We start from the raw sequence: 26,579 nt of genomic DNA on the forward strand, positions 1-26,579 counted from the left end.
TGCTGTGTATAATTTAGTTTGTAAGTGTCGTTAATATCGTCACTCATCTCAATATGTTGTTCAGTATACTGTATAGTCATACAGTATCAAGCCCTGAGGTTACTTTTTTTTATTTATTAATAAAATCATAAATTTAGTAATTTCACGTCAATATAATGAATTTGTATTTCTCCAACGGGGGCAAATTTTGTTAAGATTAGCCGCTATAAAAATCCCATGCTAATTCCCCGAATGCTTAATGAATTACCACAGATGAACAAAAAGAGTATTACACAGCCCATGACTGAAATTGTTAGCTTAGATTTAGAAAAACATACTCCGATGATGCGTCAATATTTGACAATGAAAGCCGCTCATCCTGACATGCTGTTGTTCTATAGAATGGGGGATTTCTATGAACTATTTTATGATGATGCTAAAAAAGCCTCTGAAATGCTTGGTATTTCATTAACTGCACGGGGTAAAAGCGGTGGTGACCCGATCCCAATGGCTGGCCTGCCTTACCATGCGGTAGAGGGCTATTTGGCTAAGTTAGTACAAATAGGTCAATCGGTCGCGATATGTGAGCAGATTGGCGATCCCGCGACTTCAAAGGGCCCAGTTGATCGCCAAGTTGTCCGTATCGTCACCCCGGGAACATTGACAGATGAAGCCTTATTACAAGAACGTCAGGATAATTTGTTAGCCGCGCTTTACCAGGGTAAAGTCGGTTACGGCTTTGCCACATTAGATATCTCTTCTGGCCGTTTTGTTATTTCAGAATTAGATTCAAGAGAAGCACTAGAAGCAGAGATCCAACGTACACGACCAGCGGAATTACTTTACAGTGAAGACTTCACTGACATGATACTCATCAATCACTTAAAAGGAATTCGCCGTAGACCTGAATGGGAGTTTGATTACGACACCTGTGTCAATTTATTATTAACTCAATTTGGCACGAAAGACTTGCATGGCTTTGGCATCAACGATGCTCGTTTAGCACTACAAGCTGCCGGCTGTTTGATGCAATATGTTAAAGACACTCAAAAAACAGCATTGCCACATATCAATTCAATTGTACGTTTTAATCAAGCTGACTCGATTATTTTAGATGCTGCCACCAGACGAAACCTAGAACTAACCCAGAATCTTTCAGGCGGACGTGAAAACACTCTTTCATGGGTATTAGATAATACGGCAACCCCCATGGGGAGTCGCATGCTACAACGTTGGATCCACCAACCACTGCGCGATCGTAAACTGATAACCCAACGCCATAATGCGGTGCAAGAATTAATCGAACAGGATTTGTACCCTGTTTTACATGAACAACTGAAATCGCTTGGCGATATAGAACGAATAATGGCACGTTTGGCATTAAGAAGTGCCCGTCCACGTGACTTTGCTCGACTTAAACAAGCATTAGGCTTATTGCCAGAAATTAAACAAACACTGCAAATCTGCCAACAGCCACAGATGACGAATTTGGCTACCCTATTAGGTGAGTTTCCAAATGAACATGATTTACTGACACGGGCAATTATTGATAACCCACCGGTATTAATCCGTGATGGCGGTGTAATCAAAGATGGTTATAACACTGAGTTAGACGAATGGCGTAGATTAAGTGAAGGAGCCACTGATTACCTGGCTGAAATGGAAGCACGCGAGAAGCAGCAAACTGGTATAAATACTTTGAAGGTTGGTTATAACCGCGTTCATGGCTATTACATTGAAGTGAGTCGACTACAAGCAGATCGTGTTCCTATTCATTATCAACGCCGACAAACATTAAAAGGTACAGAGCGTTACATCACCCCCGAGCTTAAAGAACACGAAGAAAAAGTACTTTCAAGCCAAGGTAAAGCGCTCGCATTAGAAAAACGTCTTTGGGAAGAGCTGTTTGACCTACTGCTACCTAAACTTCATGAGCTACAACAATTTGCCAACGCGGCTGCCGAACTTGATGTAATCAGTAACTTTGCAGAACGAGCTGAAACCTTATCCTATCATTGCCCTACAATGACCAATGATATTGGAATTACTATTGAAGCAGGACGCCATCCTGTGGTCGAAAAGGTCAGTCAAAAACCCTTTATTGCCAACCCTGTAAATCTATCACCTGCGCGAAAAATGCTGATTGTGACCGGACCTAACATGGGCGGTAAATCAACCTATATGCGTCAAGTCGCGCTAATCACCTTGATGGCTCATATCGGTTGTTTTGTGCCAGCACAAAGTGCAAAAGTTGGTCATATAGATCGTATTTTCACCCGTATTGGTGCCTCTGATGACCTTGCATCAGGGCGGTCAACCTTTATGGTTGAAATGACCGAAACGGCTAATATTCTTCATAATGCCAGCAAGCAAAGTTTAGTATTAATGGATGAAATTGGTCGGGGGACATCGACTTATGATGGTTTATCTCTAGCCTGGTCAGCTGCTGAATATCTTGCCCAAAAAGTGGGGGCTCTGACCTTATTTGCAACTCATTATTTTGAGCTGACACAATTGCCAGAATTAATCGATGGCGTGGTTAATGTCCATCTGGATGCCATTGAACATCAAGATACGATCGCCTTTATGCATGCTGTACAAGATGGTGCAGCGAGTAAAAGTTACGGTCTGCAGGTTGCAGCTTTAGCAGGTATTCCTCTGCAGGTGATCAGTGCTGCTAAACATAAACTGCATCAATTAGAAAGTCGCGATGATAAAACGGATATTAATCTTAATACATCGGCACAAATGAGCTTAAGTATGCCACAAATTGATTACTCCCCTCTGGCTGAGAAATTAGCATTTATTAATCCAGACGAGTTAACCCCCAAACAAGCGCTAGATTATTTATATCAATTAAAGCAATTAGCTAAGTCTATATAAAACTAAAACGCCATATGAGATATCATATGGCATTTTGAGGTATTATCACTCTCTGCAAACAATTTAATCTTGAAAAAGCGCTTCAACTGACAGGCCTTGCTGACCTAATATATCCTTAAGACGTTTTAATGCTTCAACTTGAATTTGGCGCACTCTTTCCCGGGTTAAGCCAATTTCGGCACCGACATTTTCAAGTGTTGATGGCTCGTAACCCAATAAACCAAATCGGCGGGCAAGCACTTCACGTTGTTTAGTATTTAATTCGTTTAACCAACCGACTATCGAATTAGATAAATCTTCATCTTGAACGCGGTGATCAGGCCCTACGGAATCATCATCGGCAATCACATCGAGTAAGGCACTATCATTGTCACCACCAATGGGCATATCTACTGAGGTGATACGCTCATTGAGCTTAAGCATTCTGCTTACATCACCGGTAGAGACATCTAATTTTTCAGCGATTTCTTCAGCGGTTGGCTCATGATCTAATTTTTGCGCAAGTTGTCTAGCGGTGCGAAGGTAAACATTTAATTCTTTTACAACATGAATAGGTAAGCGAATAGTGCGCGTTTGATTCATGATGGCACGCTCGATGGTCTGACGGATCCACCAAGTCGCATAAGTTGAAAAACGGAAACCACGTTCAGGATCAAATTTTTCAACCGCTCGAATCAGTCCTAGGTTACCTTCTTCAATCAGGTCAAGTAAGGCTAAACCGCGATTATTATATCTTCGGGCGATTTTAACAACGAGGCGAAGATTACTTTCGATCATTCGGTTACGAGATTTTGCGCAACCCTTGAGGGCTTTACGTGAAAAGAATACTTCTTCCTCTGCGGTAAGCAGTGGCGAAAAACCAATTTCACCTAAATATAATTGAGTGGCATCTAAATTTTTGTGTAAGTCATCTTGGACTTTTTCTTCAATGTCTAATTGTTGAACTAACGTATCAGTAGTTACAACGTCTTGTGGTTCTTTAGCTTGATCAACAGATTGTTCTGCTATGGCAGTACTTTTTTTCTGGCTCATAATTGCTCTCCCAAACCTTAATTGTGATGTTTAAAATCTACACTTGATCATCCTCCGTTATTTATGTGACTAAACAATTATTGCTTAGGTAGATATCGTAATGGGTTTACTGACTTACCATGATGGCGAATTTCAAAATGTAGCATCACTTGGTTTGCCCCGGTACTGCCCATTTTTGCAACTGTTTGGCCTGCGCTAACATATTGCTTTTCTTTAACCAGAATCCTGTCGGCGTGTGCATAGGCACTTAGATATTCATCGTTATGTTTGATAATCACTAAGTTTCCGTATCCACGTAACGCATCTCCTGCGTAAACGACTCTCCCATCTGCCGCAGCTTGTATAATATCGCCACGGTTTCCTGCAATCTTTATTCCTTGATTGCCTTGCTCGCTAGAAGAGAAATAACCTACTATTTTTCCTTTTACGGGCCAGTACCACTTCTGCACCTTACTGGGTAAATCTGCTATCAGTGAACTTTCAGTTTGGTTAATTTTATGTTGGGTAGTTGTTACAGAATACGCAGGCTTAGCTTTGTGATCAAGATCTTTTTTCACTGTTGTTACATTTACTGTTTGGCTAGGCTCTATGCGGGTTTGCTGTCGATCGAAATTAGAATCTTTACTCAAATTCGGACCTGAGTAAGGTAATGTTGCAGCCTGAGATGTTACAACTGATGTATTATAGTTATTATTTTTTGCCGTACTATTTACTGACAAATTCGTTAATTCAATCTTCTGGCCTGGGTAAATAGTATAAGGCATCTTAAGATTGTTCAGTCTTGCGACTTCGGTGAAATTACGCCCAGCACCCCAAGAAATAGAGTAAAGAGTGTCACCTTTTTTAACTATATAGGCAGAATTGGCCAATGAACCGCGATCATATTTGGGGTTATAAGTATTAGATGAAATATTTTCAACTGGTGCAGGCTGACTCGCCTGAAAGCTACATCCAGATACAATTATCGATAATACGAAAAGTCGAAGCAAAAGCGAACACATCAAATACAATCCTTTAAGCTGAATAGCACAAAGATAAACTTATGCTAGATCGCCATTAACTAATGGCACAAATTTGACCGCTTCAATCACTTGAGATGTAAATTCATCCCCAAGGCGGGTTATTTTCAGCAATTGTTGGGTATCGTCACCAACAGGAATAATTAATACTCCTCCTTCTGCAAGTTGCTCTAATAACGCTTGCGGCACACTCGCGGCGGCGGCAGTCACCATAATGCCATTAAATGGACCGCGATTACTCCATCCTTTCCAACCATCACCATACTTAAAAGAAACGTTATGAAGATCTAACTTTTTTAATCTTTGCCTTGCTTGAATTTGCAAAGACTTAATACGTTCTATAGTGCAAAGCTCTGGCACTAACTGCGCTAACACCGCGGCTTGATAACCTGAGCCTGTGCCGATCTCTAACACTCGTTGTGGTTTGGTCTGCAATAATAGCTCGGTCATTCTTGCGACAATATAAGGCTGTGATATTGTTTGGCCTTGCCCGATAGGTAAAGCGGTATTCTCATAAGCTTTATGCGCAAGTGCGTTATCAAGAAATAATTCTCGTGGTGTATTGGCTACAGCATCAAGTATTGCTGGTGACTTAATCCCCGACTCAGCCAGTTTTTTAGCTAAATTTACTGCTCGCGCAGATGAAACTCCTGTCATATTTTCGTTACCCAGTCAGCTAACTTTGTTAATTGATTATAAGCCGTTAAATCAACAGTCAATGGCGTGATCGAAACGTATCCATCGGCAACAGCACCAAAATCGGTTCCCTCACCAGAATCTTGCTCAGCGCCGACTGGGCCAAGCCAATATATATCCTTGCCTGCAGGGTCTTGGGTTTTAACCATTCCTTCGGCTTTATGGCGGGCGCCAAGTCGGGTGACTTTAATGCCCTTAATTTGCTCAAGCGGTAAATCAGGTACATTTACATTTAAAATTTGATTAGATTCAATAGGATGCGTGAGTAAATTTTTAACTATTCTGGCAGCATAATCAGCAGCGCTTTGATAATGCTGCAAATTTTTACCTACTAATGAAATGGCAATTGCGGGTAGTCCTAAAAAACGCCCTTCCATCGCCGCTGCAACGGTGCCTGAATATAAAGTATCATCTCCCATATTCGCACCGGCATTAATGCCCGATACGACAATATCAGGTTCAACTTTGCATAATTGCCTAATGGCTAAATGGACACAATCAGTTGGTGTACCATTAACTGAAACATACCCATTAACTAACTCATTTATTCTTAATGGGTTAGTTAAGGTTAACGAGTTACTTGCACCGGAACAATTTCTGTCGGGAGCTACAGTTAACACCTTTGCGAACGCGTTAAGCGCATCACTTAATGCAATTATTCCAGGTGCATTAACACCATCGTCGTTACTGACAAGAATATTGATCATTTGAGTTGATTCATCCATTTAGTCATTAAGCTTACGAGATGGCTTGCACTTGCTGATCTGCAACCATGGTTTTCCACTGTTCATCTTTGATATCTTGGTAGTCGACTAACTCACGTAATACCGAAGTCGCATAGCTTCCGGCAGGTAACATAAACTCAATAGTGCAAACATCACCATCAACCCGCAATTTCATTGCCTGGGGCTTTAATAATAACAAACGCCGCTCTTGGCTCAGGCCAGCGTTTTCAAGCCCGTGTAAATCATCCGCGAAAGCTTCTATAGCTAAAGCTTCCATAGCGGCGGCTTCAGTTAAAGCAAGCGGCTGTCCTCGCCCCCATAATGGGACTGAAAAACCAATATCCTCTTCCTCTAAACGTTTCAGTAGTAATTCATCCCACTGCTCGGCGACAAAATAACTCTTGCTGCCCGCTAACATGACGCAATCTCCAGCTAAAGGCTTGAGCAGATGATGCTGAAGACGGTAAGAGGCAACCTGATTAAATATGTATGATCGCACCGCAGATAAGTACATGCTTTTCTTCGATCTATCGTGCACTTTACGCGCACCCGACAGCATTTGCCTACCTTGATCTAAATTTTTACCATTATGACCAAAGCGTTGCTCGCCAAAATAATTAGGCACTCCAAGGGCTGCAATTTGATTAAACCTTTGTTGCAGGGCGTCGATGTTAGTCACATTACGCAGCGTTAGGGTAAAACGATTACCCAGTAGGGCACCAATACGCAGTTTTTTACCGTGACGCGCACTGGATAAAATAGTCAGTTGGTCACTGTTAAGCTGTTGCCAATCGGGTGTTTCTTTTCCAGGAATACGAATACCAAACCACTGTTCAGTTTGGGCATTTTTGTCTTTTTGACCCGCATAAGTCACTTCTTTTGGATGAACTTTAGCAAATTTCGCCAGCACTTCAGCCACATGCCCAGTATTGAGGCCATCTTTGCGAATATGCAGCATATGGTGCTCACCCTCACCAGTAGGTGAAAAAGGGAGAATCTCCTCTACGATGAAATCACTATTATGAGTACGTAAGTCAGCGGTACTGGTTGGTTTTCCATATAAATAATACAGATCAGTTATCATTTTTATTATTCCTATTTCTGTATCATTAATATAACAGATTCAACAGCTATGCCTTCTTTACGTCCAGTAAAACCTAACTTTTCTGTGGTAGTTGCTTTGACGTTAATATCGTCGATGGGTGTTTGCAAATCGAGTGCTAAACACTGTCGAATAGCTTCGATATGAGGCGCCATTTTCGGGGCCTGTGCAATCACAGTCACGTCCAAGTTACCGATTTTGTAACCCTTTTTCAACGCTAACTCATAACAATGACGAAGCAATACACGGCTATCGGCACCTGCATACTCGGCATCGGTATCGGGAAAGTGTTTGCCTATATCACCCAATGCCATCGCCCCTAAAATAGCATCACTGACAGCATGTAAAATTACATCGCCATCTGAATGTGCAATAAGACCTGTTTCATATGGCACAATCACACCACCAAGAATAAGTGGCTTATCTGCACCAAATTTATGCACATCAAAACCATGACCAATACGCATTTTCATTTTGTTATCCTGTCTATTTTGATATTGATTGCTGCTGCAGAAAAAGTTGTGCCAGCTGTAAATCATCGGGATGAGTAATTTTGATATTATCAATTCGTCCCGGTACTAAACCCGGCCAAATACCAGCCCATTCCATGGCACTGGCTTCATCTGTAATTGTGGCTTTAGCCTGCAATGCGTGCTTAAGGTTTTGTTTTAAGGTTAATACTGGAAACAACTGCGGTGTTAATGCATGCCATAATTGAACCCTGTCGACAGTGTGTTGAATAGTACCATCAGCATTTGAGCGCTTCATCGTATCTCTTACCGGCGCGGCTAAAATTGCCCCTTGCGGGAACTCATCTATGGCATTAATTAGCTTATCAATATCTTTGTGAGTGATACACGGCCTTGCAGCATCGTGGACTAATGCCCATGCATCAACATCCGCTTCCTCAAGTGCGGCTAATACCGAATCAGCACGCTCTCCGCCGCCAAGCACTTGCACCAACTTAGGATCTAATGCTTGGGGTAAACTTGCGAAAAAAGTGTCTTGAGGATGTAAAGCGACAATCACTTTATCAATGGCTGGATGAGATAATAAGCGCGTTAAAGTGTGCGCCAAAATGGTTTGATCACCTAAGGTTAAATATTGCTTAGGAATATCTGCCCCCATGCGGCTGCCGATACCAGCAGCAGGTACAATTGCTACAATATGAGTAATAGGAGTTGTCATGAAATTATTGACCCAAACTATTTCGATCGCGTAATTCAGCAGCAACTACGCGATAAAAAGTTTCACCTTCTTTTACAAGGCCTAATTCGTTACGAGCGCGTTCTTCAATCGCTTCAGTGCCACTTTTAAGATCGATAATTTCCGCTTTAAGAATTTGATTTCGAGCAATCAACTTGGCGTTGCTATCTTGTTGTGCTTGAATTTGTGTTTGAAGCAGAAAATATTCAGATAAGTTATTCTCGCCCATCCATAATCTTAATTGGAGTAGCGCTAACAAAGCCGTTAGTGCGAATAAAAGTTTCTTCATGGTAGCTAAGCAAATTATCCGAAATGATGAATAAGCTTATGATACAACAAAAAAGGCCACCGAGTGGTGGCCTTTTTAATCAACAAAGCAAAATATTAACCTTGGCCTTTAACTTCTTTAAGACCGTTATAAGGTGCTTTTGAACCTAGCGCTTCTTCGATACGCAGTAATTGGTTATATTTGGCAACACGATCACTACGGCTTAGAGAACCTGTTTTGATTTGTCCAGCGGCTGTGCCCACAGCAAGATCGGCAATTGTTGAATCTTCTGTCTCGCCACTGCGGTGAGAGATAACAACAGTAAAACCAGCATCTTTAGCCATTTTGATTGCAGCTAACGTCTCAGTCAAAGAACCAATTTGGTTAAACTTGATCAAGATTGAGTTAGCAATACCATTGTCGATACCGCGCTTAAGGATCTTAGTATTGGTAACGAATAAATCGTCACCCACTAATTGGATTTTATCGCCCATTAATTTAGTTTGGTGAGCAAAGCCTTCCCAGTCAGACTCGTCTAAACCATCTTCAATAGATACGATTGGGTAACGTTCAGTAAGGCCTTGTAAGAAGAAGTTAAATTCTTCAGAAGTAAATTTCTTACCTTCACCTTTAAGATCGTAAATATTGGCTTCTTTGTCGTAGAACTCAGATGCCGCACAATCCATCGCTAAAGTGATATCTTTACCTAACTCGTAACCTGCGTTGGCAACTGCTTCTTTGATTGCAACAAGGGCGGCTTCATTTGACTCAAGGTTTGGTGCAAAACCACCTTCATCACCTACCGCAGTTGAATGACCAGCCGCTTTTAATACTTTAGCTAGGCTGTGGAATACTTCTGCGCCCATACGTAAACCTTCACGGAAGGTCGCAGCGCCAACAGGCTGGATCATAAACTCTTGGATATCAACACTGTTATCAGCATGTTCGCCACCATTGATGATGTTCATCATAGGCAGAGGCATAGAATAAACACCAGGAGTACCGTTTAAATCAGCAATGTGAGCATATAAAGGAACACCTTTAGCGGCTGCAGCCGCTTTTGCGACTGCTAAAGAAACAGCTAAAATAGCGTTTGCGCCAAATTTTGCTTTATTTTCAGTACCATCTAAGTCAATCATAATTTGGTCAAGCTGTGCTTGAGCCAATGCATCTTTGCCTTTAAGTGCTTGTGCAATTGGACCATTAACAGCAGCAACTGCTTTTAATACACCTTTGCCTAAGTAACGAGATTTGTCACCGTCACGCAGTTCTAATGCTTCACGGCTACCCGTAGAGGCACCAGATGGCGCAGCGGCCATACCAATAAAACCGCCTTCTAAATGCACTTCGGCTTCAACAGTTGGATTACCGCGTGAATCCATGATTTCGCGACCGATGACGTTAATAATGTTAGCCATAATACCCTCGTAAATAATGTCAGTAATACTGAAAGTTTTAAATAAAATAAAAAATTAACACCAATAAAAACCCGGTTAAGCTTCAATTAACAACTTATTATTGGTATTAACTTTCAATTTGGTAATTTAAATCCGTGAACACTAGGATAAATCTAATTCGGTTCAGCGGCAACTATCAATTTTGTCACAAGTCGATCTAGCGCATATTGTGTGCAAATAAATAGTATAAAAAAAGCCGCTGATGTTATGTCAGCGGCTTATAGATATTAGTTTAAATCTTTTTTCTGATAAGCAAAGGAAGCAGCAATAAAGCCTTCAAATAATGGGTGCCCATCACGAGGTGTTGAGGTAAATTCAGGATGGAATTGACCAGCAACAAACCAAGGATGATCTGGTAATTCAATCATTTCAACTAACTTACGGTCAGAAGACAGTCCACTAAATACTAAACCTGCTTTCTCTAAACGCTCAACGTAATTGTTATTTACTTCATAACGATGACGATGACGTTCTACACAAGAAACACCTTTGTAGGCTTCGGCAGCTTTCGATCCTTCAAGTAAATGACAAAGTTGTGCACCTAAACGCATGGTGCCGCCTAAATCAGATTCTTCATGACGTTGCTCTACATCACCGTCTTCATTGATCCATTCGGTAATTAAACCAACAACAGGATAAGGTGTATTCTTGTTGAACTCAGTCGAATGTGCATCAGCAAGATTAGCCACATTGCGGGCAAATTCAATTAACGCAACTTGCATGCCTAAACAAATACCAAAATAAGGTAGATTATTTTCACGTGCATACTGCGCCGCTAAAATTTTACCTTCAATACCACGTTCACCAAATCCACCAGGAACAAGAATACCATCTAAGCCTTGTAGTACTTCTGTGCCTTTAGCTTCAACGGTTTGTGAATCAATATACTTAATATTGACGCAAACACGCGTTTTAAGACCGGCATGCTTAAGTGCTTCATTAACAGACTTATAAGCATCAGGTAATTCAGTGTACTTACCAACCATACCAATAGTTACTTCACCATTTGGATTAGCTTCTTGGTAAATAACGTTTTCCCACTCAGATAAATCAGCATCAGCACATTCAATATTGAAACGTTTTATCACAATATCATCTAAGCCTTGTGAACGTAACAGTGCTGGAATTTTGTAAATACTATCAACGTCTTTTAATGAAATAACCGCACGTTCTTCCACATTACAGAATAACGAAATTTTCGCTTTTTCGTTGGCAGGAACAGCACGATCGCCACGACAAATAAGTACGTCAGGGGCAATACCAATTGAGCGTAATTCTTTAACAGAATGCTGAGTTGGCTTAGTTTTAATTTCACCTGCAGCGCCTAAGAATGGCACTAAGGTTAAATGGATAAATAAGGTACGCTCACGTCCAAGTTCTGCACCTAATTGACGGATAGACTCAAGAAACGGTAATGATTCGATATCACCTACTGTGCCGCCAATTTCAACAATCGCAACATCATGACCTTCGCCACCTGCAATCACTTTTTCTTTAATCGCATTAGTAATATGAGGAATAACCTGAATGGTTGCCCCTAAATAATCACCGCGGCGCTCTTTGCGAAGTACTTCTTCGTAAATACTGCCAGTGGTGAAGTTATTACGACGATTCATTTTTGTACGAATGAAGCGTTCATAATGACCTAAGTCTAAGTCAGTTTCCGCACCATCTTCAGTCACGAACACTTCACCGTGCTGAGTCGGGCTCATTGTACCCGGATCAACGTTGATGTATGGGTCCAGTTTCATAATGGTTACACTGAGGCCGCGGGCCTCTAAAATTGCCGCTAATGATGCTGCTGCAATGCCTTTACCTAGTGATGAAACAACGCCACCAGTAACGAAGATATACCTTGTAGTCATGCTGAACCTGAGAAAATGTGTTGGAAAAAATACGTGCTTGTAAGAAAGCACTAGGACGGGGAGACATTGTACCAAAGCAAGGACGATTCGACAAATCAAAACAGTGATCATTTAGACGATAAACACTCAGGCTGTTGATTCGCCTGAGTGAAAAATAAAGAATTAACGCTTTTCTTGCTGCTTTACTTGATTCCAGTACAAATCTAGCTGCTCAAGGCTATGGGCATCAAATGTTTTCCCGCTTTGTAGTACACAATCTTCAACTCCCCGAAAACGACGCTCAAATTTGCTATTGGCTTGTCTTAGCGCTTGTTCAGGATCAACATTTAAATGACGTGCTAAATTGACTACCGCAAATAATAAATCACCGACCTCATCCAGCACTCTGGGCTGATAGCGCTCAGGATCGGTATCAAGTAATTTAGCTTCAACTAACACTTCATCTATTTCTTCGTATATCTTTTCCACCACAGGGGGAAGTTCGGGCCAGTCAAAACCGACTTTAGCCACCCTTTGTTGAATTTTTGCTGCTCGTTTTAATGCAGGAAAAGCATGGGGAATATCATCTAATAACGACAATTGCTGTTTATCGGCGCGCTCTTGCGCTTTAATCGCTTCCCAGCTGTGTTTCACTTGAGTCGCTGTTTGCACTGCTGAGGTGTCTTTATTACTGAAAATATGTGGATGTCTGCGAACGAGTTTAGTGCAGATTCGGTCGATTACGGTCGTAAAGTCAAACCTACCTTGTTCAGTTGCTAGTTGGCAATAAAACACCACCTGAAACAATAAATCGCCCAACTCATCGGGTAATTCATCCCATGCGGTTCGCTCAATGGCATCTGCAACTTCGTAGGCTTCTTCTAAGGTAAAAGGCACTATAGTGTGAAAGTCTTGCGCTAAGTCCCAAGGGCAACCCGTTTTAGGATCGCGCAGTTTTTTCATTATATTAAGTAAGGGTTGAATATCCACTTGAGGTGTTACATCCATTCTGGTTTCACTCACTTATAAAAATTTTCATCGACTCTATTAAGGCAATCACGTTTTTATCAAATAGAAAGTCTGCTTACAACCAAAGCGATCTACGCTTGAAACAAACAACGGATTCAAAATCCGTTGTTTCTATCAGTAAATGTTAATACTCAGGAGATAACAAAAGACTAGCTTATAAGCGTCTGGATTCTATCACACCCTCGACTTGAGATAATTTTGACTGTACCCGCGACAAATCATCAACATTATAAAGCTCTAACTCCAGCTCAACTGTTGCGGTTTGCGTTTTCACATCAGAGGTTGAACTCATCGCCATTACGTTAGATTTTTCAGCGGCGAGCACTGCTGTTAAATCCCGTAACAATCCACTGCGATCATGGGCAACCACTTTAACCCGGATACGATACCCGCCTGAGTAGTTCTCGCCCCAAACCACATCAACACTGCGCTCAGGGTGAACACGCATTAGTTCTTTCACTTGTTCGCAATCACTGCGATGAACAGAAATACCGCGGCCCATGGTGATATAACCAAAAATTTCATCGCCTGGCACAGGCTGGCAACAACGGGCGATATGGCTAAGTAAATTGCCGACCCCATTCACCTCAACTTGTCCTTTACCCACTTTTTTAGGGCGATGAATTGCTTTCTTTAAAATGTCCTCAACAATCTCTTCTTCAGAATTAGGCTCTTTACGCAGCCTAGTGTCAATATAGTTAACCACCTGGTTTAGGCGTAGATCGCCTCCACCAATTGCCGCTAGCATGTCATCCATGCCATTGAGATTAAAGCGTTCAACGGCAATGTTTGCATCTTTTAGTTTATACCCTGCACGATGCAACTCGGTTTCCAGCATTTCCTTACCTGCGGCAATATTTTTGTCGCGGTCTTGCTGTTTAAACCAGTGCTGAATTTTCGAACGTGAACGTGAAGATTTGATATAACCTAAATTAAGGTTAAGCCAATCACGTTTAGGGTTAGCTATTTTAGAAGTAATAATTTCAATGCGTTCACCGGTTTCAACCTGGTAAGTAAACGGTACAATTCTGCCATCCACTTTAGCACCAATGCATCGGTGGCCTACTTGAGAGTGAATATAATAGGCAAAATCTAAAACTGTTGAACCCAATGGAAGATCGACCACTTCACCACTTGGGGTAAACACATAAACACGGTCTTCAAAAACTTGGCTTCGAACCTCATCAACTAAATTGCCGCTTTCAGCTACATCTTCCTGCCATTGCAGAATTTTACGCAGCCAATTAATTTTTTCTTCATAGCCAGTTTGTTTGGTATTGCCTGCACCTTCTTTATATTTCCAATGCGCCGCTACACCGAGCTCAGAGTCTTGGTGCATTGCTTCTGTACGAATTTGAATCTCAACCGTTTTACCCTCAGGCCCAACGACTACTGTGTGGATTGATTGGTAGCCATTAGGTTTTGGGTTGGCCACATAGTCATCAAATTCTCGCGGGATGTGGTGCCATAAATCATGCACTACGCCTAAGGCGCCATAGCAATCCTGCAATCGATCGGTGACAATACGAACCGCACGCACATCAAATAGCTCATCAAACTTAAGGTCTTTACCCTTCATTTTTCGCCAAATGCTGTAGATATGTTTGGGCCTGCCATAAACCTTGGCTCGAATGTGGTCATCATCTAGACGTTTTTGCAGTTGGGTAACAAAAATATCGATATAGACCTCACGGTCCATTCGTTTTCCGTCAAGTTGCTTAGCGATATCTTTATAGACCGTTGGGTGCAGATAGCGGAACGAAATATCTTCAAGCTCCCATTTTAGCTGGCCAATACCTAGACGGTTAGCCAATGGAGCGTAAATATCGGCAATTTCTCGGGCAAGTAATACGCGGGTTTCTTCATCTGCATTTTTTACCGCTCGCAGTAAACAGACGCGCTCGGCCAGTTTTATCACCACAGCGCGCACATCTTCGACCATAGCTAACAACATTTTACGAATGTTATCTATTTGAGGTTCAGCGCTACGACCATTAGACACTTTTAATGCGCCAATGGCATTCATGGTCACAACACTGGCAACTAATTTAGCTAAAGATGCACCATAGGACTCAACAATTTGTTCTTCATTGATGCTGTTAGCGTCTAAAAGGACAAACAATAATGCCGCCTGAAGCGTTTCTAAGTCCATATTGAGTGGCGCTAGAATTTCAATCATTTCACGCGCGCGAGCAAGTAATTGTGTGTGTGCCAATTTATCTTTAATAGGCAGCGCTTCCATGTTCTTGAGCATGTCCAGGAGAGTTTGTGCGTCGTTAACATCTTCGATGTAGCGAGCAACCCAGTCTTCAAGATTGAAATCGTCTGTATTAAAATGCGCTTCGCGAACTGAAACCATGTTTTATCCTTACCCATTGGTGCTTATATTCGCAACAATGTTATGTACTTTTTTGCCAAACGGACTATAAAATGAACAAAGCGTAATGTGAAATTAGAAAAATATCAAACACCTCGCAAAATTCAACTGACCTTGGTAATAGTCCCAAATTTTATAAAGTCTATATTGAGCGTATCGCTGCTATTTATCAATTCAATAAAATATAAATGACTATGTTTACTCATTATTTAGCGTTACTCAGCTTTATATCAATATAGATAACTGTCTTACTCCCTAGTAAAGTTGGCTTTACTCGACATTTAATTCAAATAGTGCCATAGCTTCAATATGATGAGTTTGCGGGAACATGTCGACCATCCCTAATTGTTGCAGTTGATACCCTTGTTCAATCAGCACTTTACTGTCACGGGCTAAACTTGCTGGATTACACGAAACATACACTACCTTTTTAGGGCGCATTTTTTTAAGCCATTGCAAGCTTTCAAACGCGCCAGCTCGAGCAGGGTCGAGTAATAGCTTGTCAATTTTACCCAACCACTTTTCATGAGTCAGATCGGCACTTAAATCTGCATGATGAAAAGAGAGGTTATCTAGCTGATTCAATGCCGCATTATCTTTCGCTTGCTGTACCATTTCAGGCACACCCTCCACCCCAATCACTTTCGATGCGCTTAACGCCAAAGGAAGAGAAAAGTTACCCACACCGCAAAATAAATCTAATATGCGCTCATCTTTTTGTGGATCTAACCAAGTAATCGCTTGCTGCACCATGGCATGATTTATTTCACCATTAACTTGCACAAAATTGCCAGGGGTAAACTCACAGCGCAATGGCTGCTCTGTGTCTGCACTTCCAGCTAAAGGGTAGTAAGGCAAAGTCACTTGTGCGTTAGCCTCATCGACTTTGGGATGCAATTGAGTTAATTGGTTGTCATTATCTTGAGTCAATAAACAGATTTGATGCTTTGCAGCAAACTCAGTTAACCAACGAATATCGGATGCAGGTAACACCTTAGTGACGCGCAGCACCGCAAACAAGCCATTTTCAGCGATACTTAATTCTAAGTGACCTAGACTAGCTTTGGATTTTAATTGGTTTAAATTCACCGCAAACGGGGTGATCAAATCAGATAAAGGTTTAGCCAACACGTTACATTGGGTGATAGAAACAATGTTACTGGATGCTGATTGACGAAAACCTAGTTGCAAATGATTGGTTTTTTTGTCAAAAACAGCAGCCAAACGCGCTCTTCGTCGATAGTGCCACGCATCGCCTGTTATTGCTGGTGCAATAATGTCCGGCTCTAAGGTGTTATTACCCAATTTGGTCATTAGCTCAGTTAATGCCTGCTGTTTAAACTCACGCTGGGCATCTACATCTAAATGTTGTAAATCACAGCCACCACATTGCACATAATGGGGACAAAGAGGTTCGCGCCTTGCGGCACTCGCTTTATCAATTTTTATCAATTTAGCTTTAGCATAACTTTTCTTTTGCTCTGTCAGCTGCACTGTGACTTTTTCATTAGGAAGTGCTCCCGCAACAAACACGACTTTGCCCTGATATTGTGCCATTCCGGCACCCAAATGATCCAATTGGGTAATATCAAGGCTAAGCTTTGCTGATAATTGCTTAGATTTGTTCGGTTTAGCTTTAAAAAATTGTGCCATTTCGGCCTCTAAAAGTGAATAAAACACTAGTCAAGAGTGCGCGCTTTCTGGCAGTCTAGACTGAATATCAATAAATTATTGCAGGAACCTCGACCAAGACCATGAAAAGTACCGAAAATATGACTAAATATAGCCTTCGTTCGTGGGTACTGGTACTGGCATTGGCTCCTACCATTGTGGTGGGTATTCTACTTGGAAGTTACTTCACCATAAACCGCTTTTATGAACTTGAAGACACACTAATGGCAAAAGGCAGTAATATTATCGAGCCATTAGCCATAGCAAGTGAGTTTGGTATTGTCACCGAAGACAGAGAATCAACAAAGAAACTGCTTTCAGCAACACAAATGAAAAATGCATCATTAATACTTTCCATCGCGATTTTCGATAGCCAAAATCAACTATTTGTTACCTCTCATTATCATAAAGACTTCGAGGTCATGCGCACCCAGCAGCCATTGTCTGAGTTAGATGCGACTGAGTTTAATACCTTGGAAGATATTTTAGTCATTCGTAGCCCTATTGTTTCCAATACGCATTTTAATCCACTGACTTTTATTAATAAGCAATCAAATAAAGATCCGCTTGACTCTCTTAATCAACAAAATACGGTTCATAGCCAAAGTATGGCAAAACCTATATACAACAGTAAGCAAGAACAAGTTATTGGCTATATCGCGATATTAATCAATAAAGAAAATGCTCTATTAGAGCAACACAGGGCAGCCATTGCCGCGTTTATTATTGTGTTAATCGGGGTTCAGTTTAACCTATTCTTTACCTTTCGCTTAGTTAAACACGTCAATCATCCCATTACCGAAATGGTCAGGGTTGTGGCAAAAATTCGCGAAGGAAAACTTGATACTCGCTTAGATGGTAATTTGATTGGTGAATTAGACTTACTTAAACGAGGCATTAATGCCATGGCGGGCTCCTTGTCTGAATATCATGACGAGATGCAACAAAATATTGATCAAGCAACCTCAGATTTACGGGAAACCTTAGAGCAAATTGAAATTCAAAACGTTGAACTAGATTTAGCTAAAAAACGTGCACTAGAAGCCAGTCGAATTAAATCTGAGTTTTTAGCCAATATGTCACACGAGCTACGCACCCCGCTCAATGGCGTAATAGGATTTTCAAGACAGTTAATTAAAACTCCGCTTCATTCGAGCCAACTCGATTACATTAAAACAATTGAGCGAAGCGCCAGTAATTTATTAGGGATCATTAATGACATCCTTGATTTCTCTAAACTTGAAGCAGGTAAAATGGTGTTTGAAAAAATGCCTTTTGCATTACGTGAAACCTTAGCTGACACCTTAAGTCTTATCGCCGGTAGCGCAAGGGAAAAAGGCTTAGAACTTATTATTGATATTGATTCTAATGTACCGGAAAGTGTTAGCGGCGATGCAATGCGAGTGAATCAAATTATTACCAACCTGGTCGGCAATGCAATCAAATTTACTGATCAAGGTAGTGTAATACTAAAAATTACCCTTGTTGGTAATAATGAAGATACTGTGACGCTGCGATGTGAAGTCATCGATACAGGGATTGGCATTAATGAAGGCCAACAAGAATATCTATTCCAAGCTTTTGGCCAAGCAGATTCATCGATATCTCGCCGCTTTGGCGGAACAGGATTGGGTCTAGTGATAACCAAACGCCTCATTAACCAAATGGGCGGTCAAATTGGGTTCACTTCAAGCCCAGATAAAGGCTCAAATTTCTGGTTTATTTTACCCCTTAGCACCAGTCAGTTTGACATAGGTGAAGTATTACCAATGGATGTACTGCAGGGTAAATCTATCCTGTTATTTGAACCAAGAGAGCTGACACGTGACACCTTGAATAGGCGCCTAGAATCGTGGCATTTAAAACTGACCAGCGTGGGACAATTAGATCATCTCAATACAACCCTTGAACAAAAAAATATCCATTTTGATTATATCTTAACAAGCTGTCATGGTTTTGATAGTCCTGAGCACATTAGCTCACAATTACAGGTCATGAAAAATCATACTCAATGTCTGATTTTATTGCATGATTGCATAGACCAAGACATCATTAGTCAGCATTTAAAACCCAACAGCGACTTACTCCTGAACGTTCCAATCAATGATATGGAATTAGCAAGGCATTTAATTTACCCGCCGACCCCTAAAGCATTACAACAGTTATTGCCTATCGCACCTGGCACTAATATCGAACGTTTGAATGTGTCGGTGTTAGCTGTAGATGATAATATTGCCAACTTGAAGCTTATTGATACTTTATTACAAGAATTAGTTGTTAACGTCACCACAGCTAAAAATGGTCAAGAAGCCATTAAACTGGCGAGAAGTAAAAGCTTTGAATTAATCTTTATGGATATTCAGATGCCGGGAATGGATGGCATTACCGCAACCAAACGCATACGTCATGAATCAATGAACCGCCACACGCCAATAATTGCAGTCACAGCCCATGCGATTGCAGAAGAAAGAGAAAATATTTTAGCTGCGGGTATGGATGCCTTTTTGCCCAAACCCATCGATGAATCATCGTTAAGAAAAGTGATTAATCGTTGGGTAGCCAAACCTAAATTTACCCATTTTGAGCTTCATACCCTTAATTGGGAGTTGTGCTTAAGCCAAGCAAGCCAAAAACCGGACTTAGCACTTGAAATGCTACAAATGCTGGTAGACTCAATTCCCAGCACAATTGTAACTATAGAATTAGCACTGCAGGAGCAAAATCAACAAAATATGTTACAAGCCGTACATAAACTGCATGGTGCAAGCTGCTATTGTGGCGTACCGACAACCCAGAAGCTTTGCCAAGAAATAGAATCTGCTTTAAAGCACAAAACCTCGACCAGTGAGCTAGAACCGGAAATACTTGAGTTACTTGATGAGCTAACTAAGGTAGAATCGGCGGCAACTCAAGTATTAGAACAGTTATCGATGGACATCACGCATGACTCATAAACCTGGATTTTTTCAACGTTTAAAAGCGTTATCTTTACCTCAAAAACAATTATTTGCTATCGCTTTATGCCAGCGTATGCTACCTAATTACCAGCTATTTTCTGAGGTATGCGAGTTCGGCCAACCAGCTGTCTTATCAACAGCTCTAGACTTACTATGGCAAAGCCAGTACGACAAGAAAAACAAATACAATGTAGATGTTCACTTACAAAAATTAGAAGAAAACACCCCTGACCCAAGCGATTTTGAAGCTTATGGTGTTTATCCGGCTATGGATGCTGTGGTAGCAATCTCTACCTTAATGAGTGCTATTGCGGATAAAATTGAAGATGACATAATCAATATCAGCAAACTTTCTTCCAGCACTGTGGCTAACTATATTGAAGCCCTTAGTGATGAGGACTTAATGGATGAAGCATTAGATGATTATGTTTTTGCCCATCCTGTGATGCTAGAAGAGAAAGAGCTACAAAATATGCTGTTAGATATTATTGAAGCAAATCCAGACATTCATCCAGACTTAGTTAAAGGCTTACGTAAAGATATTATCGAAGCTGGTGCATCTAATATTGGCATTAGTCTGTAGTACTAACCTACTATCACTAAAAAATATTCAAAAGCCTGATATTATTCAGGCTTTTATCGCACTATCTTCAGTAAATTTAAGCTCTTCAGTAACATTAAACCTAAAACTGAATAAATAAACACGTGTTTAACTTTAGCCTAATTGCATCCTCTTATTAAAACAAAGTAAAGTAGACTTACTATTATTTTGTTAAGGAATTGCGAGGGATGTCCAGTATTCTTACCCCGCTGATCGCTGTGTTTATTATTATGTTACTCGGCGGTATTGTTCAAAAATTAAGATTTCTACCAGCAGATACCAATCTAATCCTCAATCAATTTGTTTACTACATTGCCTTTCCAGCAATTTTATTGATCGTGCTCGCTGAAACGCGCATTGAAGATATTATTCAGTGGGGATTTATAGGTGGATTTAGCCTGGCGATGATCATCACCTATGCACTCGTAATAGCCGTATCCTTATGGCGCAAACCTAAGCAGCAAGCTATTGCAGCTATGCGCGCATTAAATGCCACCTTTGGCAATACAGCATTCATTGGTATTCCATTACTAAGCCTGTTATTTCCTGGTAACAAAATCGCATTAGTCGCGGCAGCTATAGCCAGCCTGCTGTCGGTATTTATGTTTGCCTTTGCACTCGTCTCTATCGAACTTGCCAGCCGCGACAAACAGTCCGCAGATCATGCTATCGTCATTATGGCTAATGCATTATATAAAAATCCGATAGTGCTTGGCAGTATGATAGGTATAAGCTTATCGGCATTGCATATCACCTTACCCGAAAGCCTATCATTGGTGCTGCACCAAATAGGTAGTACCTCTAGCCCTTGCGCACTATTTGCCATAGGAATGGTACTTGCTAAAGCGTTTCAGCATCAATCTTTAGCAAAGCTATTCAGCCTTAGCCTGATTGCAGAAATAAGTTTAATCAACTTACTCAAATTAATAATTCAACCTTTTATTGCCTTTGGCTTACTGAAACTCTTTAGCGTAGAACATGAACTACTGACTATGGGAGTGCTATTAGCCGCCTTGCCAACGGCAGCAAGCGTCTATTTATTGGCCGAACGATACCAAATAAATGCTAATAGCAGCGCACAAGGTATTCTATATGGCACATTAATGACCTTTGTTAGCTTACCTATAATAGAAACACTATTAAAATCTTATGGTTAATTAACACACTCGGATAGTCTAACAAATAACCAAAGATAATTTTCTGGCTACTACTTTACTGTATAAAAAATCAGTATATACTGTTTATCAATACAGTGGTTTGATAGTTTCATTGACAGGAATTCATTATGCTTTGCCAACTCAGCATCAACAATTTTGCTATTGTACGTTTTTTAGAATTAGATTTTAAAGCCGGTATGACCACCATAACGGGTGAGACAGGTGCAGGTAAATCTATTGCTATTGATGCGCTTGGCTTATGTTTAGGTAACCGCAGTGATGCCAATACGGTGAGACCTGGAGCTAATAAAACCGAAGTCAGTGCCCGCTTCACATTGCATGATGTGCCGCAAGCTAAGCGCTGGTTAGAAGATAATGACCTAGATAATGAAGATGACTGCATTTTACGCCGCACCATTAACAGTGATGGTCGCTCACGAGCTTATATCAATGGCAACCCAGTACCTATTGCCCAACTTAAAAGCATAGGCCAATTACTCATTGGTATTCATGGTCAGCATGCTCACCACGCAATGCTAAAAAGTGAGCATCAACTTACCCTACTAGACAGCTACGCCAACCATAAGCTGTTAATTGACACTGTACATGCCAGCTATCAACGTAATAAGCAGATCGAAAATGAGCTTAAAATGCTCGAACATGCGCAACATGAGCGTATATCCCGCAAACAGTTACTCCAATATCAAGTTGAAGAACTAGATGAATTTAATTTAGCTGACGGTGAATTTGTTGAAATAGAACAAGAACATAAACGCCTTGCTAATGGTACTGAACTGATTGAAACCTGTCAGGCCAGTTTAGATCTACTGACCGAAGGTGAAGAGTTCAACATAGAATCACTGCTAAATAAAGTGATTCATTTAGCAGATAATTTACAAAGCGTGGATGAAAAGTTAGCCCCTGTAGCCAGTATGCTTAATGAAGCATTAATTCAGATACAAGAAAGCACAGTTGAAATAGAAGACTACCTTAGCCGTTTAGAATTAGACCCTGAACACTTTACCTATTTAGAGAAGCGTTTAACCACCGCAATGCAACTTTCACGCAAGCATCATGTGAGTGCTGAAGACTTATCAGCTCATCATGCACAGCTAAAAGCTGAACTGGTTGGGTTGTCTGATGATGAAACTAAATTAGATGAGATTAAACAGGCGTTAGCTTTCAGCCGTGAGGCCTATTTAACCCATGCCCAAAAACTCAGTCAAAGCCGGGCTCGCTATGCTAAAGAGTTAGATAAATTAGTCACTCGTTCAATCCATGAATTAAACATGCCAAAAGGCCAATTTAATATTGCGGTAAACTTTAACCCTGAAATGAGTAACAGTTTGGGTTGTGACCAAGTGGAGTTTTTAGTTAGCACCAATCCAGGACAGCCATTACAACCGATTGCTAAAGTGGCTTCTGGTGGCGAACTATCGCGCATAGGCTTAGGTATACAAGTTATTACCGCTAAAAAAGTCTCTACCCCAACATTAATATTTGACGAGGTCGATGTGGGTATTTCAGGACCTACTGCAGCAGTTGTTGGCCGAATGTTAAGAAGTCTAGGGGATTCAACACAAGTCTTTTGTGTTACCCATTTACCGCAAGTGGCTGGTAATGGTCATCAACATATGTTTGTCAACAAGTTCAACAAAGGTGGGCAAACTGAAACGACAATGCAAAATTTAGATAAAGAGCAGCGCATAAACGAATTAGCCCGTTTATTAGGTGGCGATATTATCACTGAAAACACCCTAGCGAATGCCAGAGAACTGTTGCAATAAAGAGTTAAATACCACTAATATGGGCTTTCCCTAAATTCACTATAATGATCAACGAAATAGGGCCTGAATTAAAAGTATAATAAAATCAAGGGTAAGAATGCTTAAGTCAATACTTAAAATAGCCGTCTATAGTGTAGCTTCAATCATATTCTTGCTGGCTCTTATCTTTGCTGTTTTAGTTTATATTAATATTGAAGACCGCTACTTGTCGGTGAATACTCAACAATTAGAAAAGTGGGCTCAACTTGAAACGGTTAATGAAAGTCAGAACGCTTTTGTATTAGCGCAGCAGATAGTAGGTACACAGCAAGCCCCTTTAATCCTTCCTTTGTCAGATGTGCAGCACTTATTGCTGCAACAATATCAACAAACCTGTCATAAAGAATTAATTGAAAATTGTCATAATTTTATAGCGGGTAACTTAGTAGATGTTAAGTTTATGCTGACAAGTCATGTTGATTTAATTAATCAATATCAACAGATTATTACGTTGCCTTTGTGGCATGAAAGTCTAGATAACTCAGCAGATAGACCACAAATTAATTTCACTAACTTATCTAATATTCAGATGCTTGCTGAGCTAAATGCATTATTGAGTTCACGCACTGGCAGCCCTAGTTTTATTAATGACTTTATTGATGCTGATTATCGATTTTGGAACAATATTTTTCATTCATCAAGCGACCTTGCAACCTTCTCTTTAGCGGGCAGTAAAATGCAAAAAAACCTAGCCTGGGGAGTGAAAATACTTGCTGCAGAAGCACCTCTTAATGGCACTTACCCTGCAGCGTGGAAACTTAGCAGTAAACTGTCAGAGGAAAGTATTCAAAGAGTATTTGCAGCAGAATATCTATTTGTAAAAGCTGTGATGATTGAAATGCTGAGTAATACCTACCCTTTATCTGATATTAACTATTATCAACAATGGCTTATTAGCCTTTTTTTCAAGTTAAATGACAGCCTTAACATGAATGCCGAAAGGGTCATGAATCAATACCAACAAGTCATCAAAAATCAATTAAGTGAAGCTATGGTGAGAGATTCAATGGCTGGATTAAAAGCAAAGGATGAGCAGAACGAGCAGAGTTTTGCGTATTGTGACTATGACTCAACGATAGAAAAAATTTGGGCGATGAAATATAACCCAATAGGTAAAGTGATCAGCTGTTTAAACACGGATATGGTTAAATACTTTGAGCAATCGGAGAAAATAACACAATTACAAAAACAATCAATACAACTTAGAAAAGAGAGCAAAAAACGTTAAAGTTGTATTATCCGAAAAAATAAGCACATGCCTGCAAACACATAAATGCAAAAACACCTGCTAAAACATCATCAATCATAATGCCAAAGCCGCCATGTACTTTGGCATCTAACCACCTGATTGGCCAGGGTTTGAGGATGTCAAAGAACCTGAAAAAACCAAAACCGACTAATAACCATATCCATCCTGCTGGAGCTGCAATTAACGTGATAAGTAAACCTGCCACTTCATCCCACACAATAGCTCCATGATCATGCACTTGCATATCACTTGCTGCCTTATCGCAAATATAAAACCCCACCAGCACGATTAATAGCGTCAAAGCTAAATATACTGGCAGACTTAAGTGACTCATTAATAGATATAAAGGTATGGCTGCAATAGTGCCGAAGGTGCCAGGGGCTTTAGCCGCTAAGCCGCTGCCAAAACCCAGTGCAAGGAAGTGAATAGGATTAGATAGACGTAAACGTTTCACCGCCGGGTCTTGAGAGAATAACTTCATTAAAAATGCTCGAAACCTTTAAACTCTGGCATGAAGGGCTGGCCGTCTAAAGTGAATTTGACTTTATCACCAGAACAAATCTGACCAACGTTAACAAACTTCACCCCCGAATGAATTAAGGCGGTATCTATTGCGCCACGCTGTGACTCGGGTACAGTGAATAATAGCTCATAATCTTCCCCCCCAGTCAGAGCATAGGCTAGAGCTTGTTCAGCTGTCACGCTGTTTTTTAGTGAGCTAGACAATGGAATTGCATTAGCATTAATAGTCGCACCTACATTAGATGCTTTAAGAATATGGGACAGATCTGAGACTAAACCGTCAGATAAATCAATCGCACTAGATGCAAGACCACGTAACGCTTGTCCTGCTAGCACCCTTGGGGTGGGATAATAATGTCGGTTCAGTAAATATTCTTTATACTCTGGCTTAACCGCTTGCACTCCCCGCAGCATATCGAGTCCAAGGGCTGAATCCCCTAAAGTTCCGGTCACATATATCCAGTCACCGACTTTTGCACCGCTGCGCTTTAACGATTTACCTTTAGGAATTTGCCCATTAATGGTCAGGCTTATACAGCGGGGTCCTCGAGTGGTATCGCCCCCCACTAAAGCGACACTATAGTAGTCTGCGATTTCAAATAATCCATTACTAAAATCAGCAAGCCATTGAGTATCTACCTCAGGTAAAGATAGCGCTAATGTCATCCAGGCAGGCTCAGCTCCCATGGCAGCTAAATCAGACAAATTCACTGCCAGTGATTTATAGCCAAGAGCATGTGCTGGCATATCAGCAAAAAAATGCACGCCTTCAACTAAGGTATCGCATGAAATAGCAATCACCTTACCTTCGGCGGGCTGTACCAAAGCACAATCATCGCCAATGCCTAAGATGACATCACGACGCTTTTGTCCACGGTTTTTAAAAAATTGTTCAATAAGTTGGAATTCTTTCACGCTAGCACTGGTCGGAAAAACCCGCCCACCTTATTTTTAAGCATGTTAATACAAAAAAAACGGT

21 protein-coding genes are annotated in these 26,579 nt (G+C 40.8%); 6 read left to right on the forward strand and 15 right to left on the reverse strand.

Annotation, left to right across the window (positions count from 1 at the left end):
• Positions 1–279 precede the first annotated feature (279 nt).
• On the forward strand, positions 280–2,862 hold the full coding sequence (gene mutS, locus ACRWQM_RS12855) for a DNA mismatch repair protein MutS (protein ID WP_434930249.1): 2,583 nt from the start codon (positions 280–282) through the stop codon (positions 2,860–2,862).
• Between the two features lie 63 nt (positions 2,863–2,925).
• Here mutS and rpoS read toward each other — a convergent pair whose 3' ends face one another.
• The 13 genes from rpoS to rlmD all read right to left on the reverse strand — a co-directional run bounded on the left by rpoS (position 2,926) and on the right by rlmD (position 17,270).
• Positions 2,926–3,894 carry an RNA polymerase sigma factor RpoS gene (gene rpoS / locus ACRWQM_RS12860; protein ID WP_434928603.1) on the reverse strand — a complete coding sequence of 323 codons (969 nt, stop codon included), beginning with the start codon at positions 3,892–3,894 and terminating at the stop codon, positions 2,926–2,928.
• 77 nt (positions 3,895–3,971) lie between these two features.
• Positions 3,972–4,895: a peptidoglycan DD-metalloendopeptidase family protein gene (locus ACRWQM_RS12865; RefSeq protein ID WP_434928602.1), complete on the reverse strand. Its 924-nt coding sequence runs from the start codon at positions 4,893–4,895 to the stop codon at positions 3,972–3,974.
• Positions 4,896–4,934: 39 nt separating this feature from the next.
• The gene (locus ACRWQM_RS12870) at positions 4,935–5,570 is read right to left on the reverse strand and encodes a protein-L-isoaspartate(D-aspartate) O-methyltransferase (RefSeq protein WP_434928601.1); all 636 of its coding nucleotides are present in this window, start codon (positions 5,568–5,570) and stop codon (positions 4,935–4,937) included.
• The gene (gene surE / locus ACRWQM_RS12875) at positions 5,567–6,316 is read right to left on the reverse strand and encodes a 5'/3'-nucleotidase SurE (RefSeq protein WP_434928966.1); all 750 of its coding nucleotides are present in this window, start codon (positions 6,314–6,316) and stop codon (positions 5,567–5,569) included. Before surE ends, ACRWQM_RS12870 begins: the two co-directional genes overlap by 4 nt.
• 31 nt (positions 6,317–6,347) lie before the next feature.
• Positions 6,348–7,415: a tRNA pseudouridine(13) synthase TruD gene (gene truD, locus ACRWQM_RS12880; RefSeq protein WP_434928964.1), complete on the reverse strand. Its 1,068-nt coding sequence runs from the start codon at positions 7,413–7,415 to the stop codon at positions 6,348–6,350.
• Between the two features lie 14 nt (positions 7,416–7,429).
• Complete coding sequence (ispF, locus tag ACRWQM_RS12885) at positions 7,430–7,909, reverse strand: 2-C-methyl-D-erythritol 2,4-cyclodiphosphate synthase (RefSeq protein WP_434930250.1); 480 nt, start codon at positions 7,907–7,909, stop codon at positions 7,430–7,432.
• A 13-nt stretch (positions 7,910–7,922) separates the two neighbouring features.
• On the reverse strand, positions 7,923–8,624 hold the full coding sequence (gene ispD, locus ACRWQM_RS12890) for a 2-C-methyl-D-erythritol 4-phosphate cytidylyltransferase (RefSeq protein ID WP_434930251.1): 702 nt from the start codon (positions 8,622–8,624) through the stop codon (positions 7,923–7,925).
• A gap of 4 nt (positions 8,625–8,628) precedes the next feature.
• Entirely contained in the window at positions 8,629–8,931 is a 303-nt protein-coding gene (gene ftsB / locus ACRWQM_RS12895) for a cell division protein FtsB (RefSeq protein WP_434928598.1), read from the reverse strand.
• Positions 8,932–9,026: 95 nt separating this feature from the next.
• Positions 9,027–10,328, reverse strand: a complete 1,302-nt coding sequence (gene eno, locus ACRWQM_RS12900) for a phosphopyruvate hydratase (RefSeq protein WP_434930252.1) — start codon at positions 10,326–10,328, stop codon at positions 9,027–9,029.
• 266 nt (positions 10,329–10,594) lie between these two features.
• Positions 10,595–12,232 carry a CTP synthase gene (locus ACRWQM_RS12905; RefSeq protein ID WP_434928596.1) on the reverse strand — a complete coding sequence of 546 codons (1,638 nt, stop codon included), beginning with the start codon at positions 12,230–12,232 and terminating at the stop codon, positions 10,595–10,597.
• A 162-nt stretch (positions 12,233–12,394) separates the two neighbouring features.
• Positions 12,395–13,219 (reverse strand): nucleoside triphosphate pyrophosphohydrolase, encoded by an 825-nt coding sequence (gene mazG, locus ACRWQM_RS12910; protein WP_434930253.1) that lies wholly within the window; start codon positions 13,217–13,219, stop codon positions 12,395–12,397.
• 175 nt (positions 13,220–13,394) lie between these two features.
• A complete protein-coding gene (relA, locus tag ACRWQM_RS12915) occupies positions 13,395–15,599 on the reverse strand; it encodes a GTP diphosphokinase (protein WP_434930254.1) in 2,205 nt (734 codons plus the stop codon).
• A 288-nt stretch (positions 15,600–15,887) separates the two neighbouring features.
• Positions 15,888–17,270: a 23S rRNA (uracil(1939)-C(5))-methyltransferase RlmD gene (gene rlmD, locus ACRWQM_RS12920; RefSeq protein ID WP_434928594.1), complete on the reverse strand. Its 1,383-nt coding sequence runs from the start codon at positions 17,268–17,270 to the stop codon at positions 15,888–15,890.
• 101 nt (positions 17,271–17,371) lie between these two features.
• Between rlmD and barA the strand changes: the two genes are divergently transcribed.
• From barA to ACRWQM_RS12945, 5 genes are all read left to right on the forward strand, one after another.
• A complete protein-coding gene (gene barA / locus ACRWQM_RS12925; protein ID WP_434930255.1) occupies positions 17,372–20,242 on the forward strand; it encodes a two-component sensor histidine kinase BarA in 2,871 nt (956 codons plus the stop codon).
• A complete protein-coding gene (locus ACRWQM_RS12930; protein ID WP_434928592.1) occupies positions 20,232–20,828 on the forward strand; it encodes a YjaG family protein in 597 nt (198 codons plus the stop codon). The genes barA and ACRWQM_RS12930 overlap by 11 nt, the downstream gene beginning before the upstream one ends.
• Before the next feature lie 206 nt (positions 20,829–21,034).
• Positions 21,035–22,003 (forward strand): AEC family transporter, encoded by a 969-nt coding sequence (locus ACRWQM_RS12935; RefSeq protein WP_434930256.1) that lies wholly within the window; start codon positions 21,035–21,037, stop codon positions 22,001–22,003.
• Positions 22,004–22,131: 128 nt separating this feature from the next.
• On the forward strand, positions 22,132–23,790 hold the full coding sequence (recN, locus tag ACRWQM_RS12940; protein WP_434930257.1) for a DNA repair protein RecN: 1,659 nt from the start codon (positions 22,132–22,134) through the stop codon (positions 23,788–23,790).
• 97 nt (positions 23,791–23,887) lie between these two features.
• On the forward strand, positions 23,888–25,057 hold the full coding sequence (locus ACRWQM_RS12945; protein ID WP_434930258.1) for a hypothetical protein: 1,170 nt from the start codon (positions 23,888–23,890) through the stop codon (positions 25,055–25,057).
• A gap of 7 nt (positions 25,058–25,064) precedes the next feature.
• Here ACRWQM_RS12945 and ACRWQM_RS12950 read toward each other — a convergent pair whose 3' ends face one another.
• Together ACRWQM_RS12950 and thiL are read right to left on the reverse strand one after the other, a co-directional pair.
• Positions 25,065–25,559, reverse strand: a complete 495-nt coding sequence (locus ACRWQM_RS12950) for a phosphatidylglycerophosphatase A family protein (protein ID WP_226410666.1) — start codon at positions 25,557–25,559, stop codon at positions 25,065–25,067.
• The gene (gene thiL, locus ACRWQM_RS12955; RefSeq protein ID WP_434930259.1) at positions 25,559–26,515 is read right to left on the reverse strand and encodes a thiamine-phosphate kinase; all 957 of its coding nucleotides are present in this window, start codon (positions 26,513–26,515) and stop codon (positions 25,559–25,561) included. The genes ACRWQM_RS12950 and thiL overlap by 1 nt, the downstream gene beginning before the upstream one ends.
• Positions 26,516–26,579: the final 64 nt, after the last annotated feature.

Origin of the sequence: Shewanella sp. HL-SH5 (genome assembly GCF_051163755.1) — a bacterium.
Taxonomy (GTDB): domain Bacteria; phylum Pseudomonadota; class Gammaproteobacteria; order Enterobacterales; family Shewanellaceae; genus Shewanella; species Shewanella glacialimarina.